This window comes from Alteromonas sp. ALT199, assembly GCF_018619335.1.
Classification (GTDB): Bacteria; Pseudomonadota; Gammaproteobacteria; order Enterobacterales; family Alteromonadaceae; genus Alteromonas.
Genome location: NZ_JAHHDX010000069.1, coordinates 1 through 1,631 on the forward strand (window position 1 = coordinate 1; position 1,631 = coordinate 1,631).

Here is a 1,631-nt window from a genome sequence, read left to right on the forward strand (position 1 = left end):
GCAATGCGTTGTCACCCTTATGTGCTTAAAGAAATTGAGGCTGCATCTATTGAAGACAAGAAAGAGGCGCTTCAAGCGTTTGATAAGGCTGTATTTGGTCATATCGGCTTTGCAGTAGCTAACACAGTGCGCAGTATTTGGTTCTCATTAACCAATGGCGCATTTAGCAGTGCTCCATTTACTGATGAAACGGCGCGTTACTATAAGTTGCTTCAGGGTTATAGCGCTAACTTAGCACTTCTTACTGATGTTTCTATGGGCGTACTAGGCGGTGATCTTAAGCGTCGCGAGCGTTTGTCTGCGCGTTTAGGTGACATTTTAAGTGGCCTTTACATGGGTAGTACCACTTTGAAGCGCTTCGACGAAGAAGGTCGTTTGAAAGAGGATCTTCCGCTTCTTCATTGGGCGATGCAAACCACATTGCACGACATTGAAACGGCAATTGATGATTTCTTAGCAAACTTCCCTAACCGTGCAATCGCTGCAGCACTTCGTGTTATGGTGATTCCGTTTGGACGTCGCGTTGGTAAGCCATCTGACAAAACAGAACACGCTATTGCTCAAATGCTGCAAACGCCATCAACTGCACGAAGCCGTCTTGGCTATGGTCAGTACCTAACTCGTGAAGAAGGTAGTTTGTTCGGTGACCTTGAGCAAACCCTTGACGATGTATTGGCATGCGAGCCTATTTTTGAGCGCATTTGTAAGCACAAAAAAGCTAAGCTTCCATTTACCCGTTTAGATGTACTTGCTGACGAAGCACTAGCAGAAGACATTATTAACGAAGAAGAAGCGAACTTACTGCGTAAGACTGAAGCAGGACGACTTCGCACAATCAATGTTGATGACTTCGACCATGAAGAGTTAGTAGCGAAAGTTAACTCGACTAGCACTGGTAAAAAACGAGGTGGTAAAGCTGCTTAGTTCAAGTTCTAGCAAAAAAGGCCGCTTTAGCGGCCTTTTTTATCATAAACTCATTATGTCTACGCTGATTGTATATGCATGTCAAAGTAACAGCTTTGCCAACACGGGAACATGCGGTAATTCAGAGCAAGCGAAAGCTCTATCTTTACTTATTGCTAATGATAAAGGACAAAAGCGTAGAGTATTACAATGCAACACTACTCTTGTTAAATTAGCTGAAGAAAAAGCAAAGGATATGGCCGAAAGAGGGTTAGTTTCGCACTTTTTAGGCGGTAGCCCTAATAGTCGTATTCGCAATGCGGGGCTTATACTGCCCGACTATTATGGCGACGCGATGAGCAACCAAGTGGAAGCGCTAGCCGGCGGATATATAACAGCAGATGACGTTTGGCACGGCTTGAAAAAATCTACGTCTCATCGCCAGCATTTATTGGGCGAACTTCCTTTTTATGAAGAGCAAGACCAAATCGGGATTGCGTTTCATAAAGATTATTCAACTCCTCATGTAGAGTATTGGGCGGTTTACTTAACTAAATTGGCGGATTCGTCGACCACGTCTGAAAGTGATAGTTCATCGTCGACTCTGCTTTTGAAGCGCAAAAAGAAGTTTGATCATGTGCCTGACAAAGGCTTAGGCATTGTAACCGAAGGTGGCGAGATTATACTAAAAACAAAAAAACCGGATGAGTAATCCGGTTTTTTTATGA

Annotated in this window: 2 protein-coding genes; both read left to right on the forward strand. The window is 43.7% G+C overall.

All coding sequences use genetic code 11. The features are described from left to right. Window positions 1-924, forward strand: a 924-nt coding sequence (locus KL866_RS07220) for an acyl-CoA dehydrogenase domain-containing protein (RefSeq protein ID WP_214994331.1), incomplete at its 5' end; no start/stop codon positions are given. Window positions 925-979: 55 nt separating this feature from the next. After that, window positions 980-1,615, forward strand: coding sequence for a CAP domain-containing protein (locus KL866_RS07225; RefSeq protein ID WP_251139898.1), 636 nt, complete (start codon window positions 980-982; stop codon window positions 1,613-1,615). Window positions 1,616-1,631 lie beyond the last annotated feature (16 nt).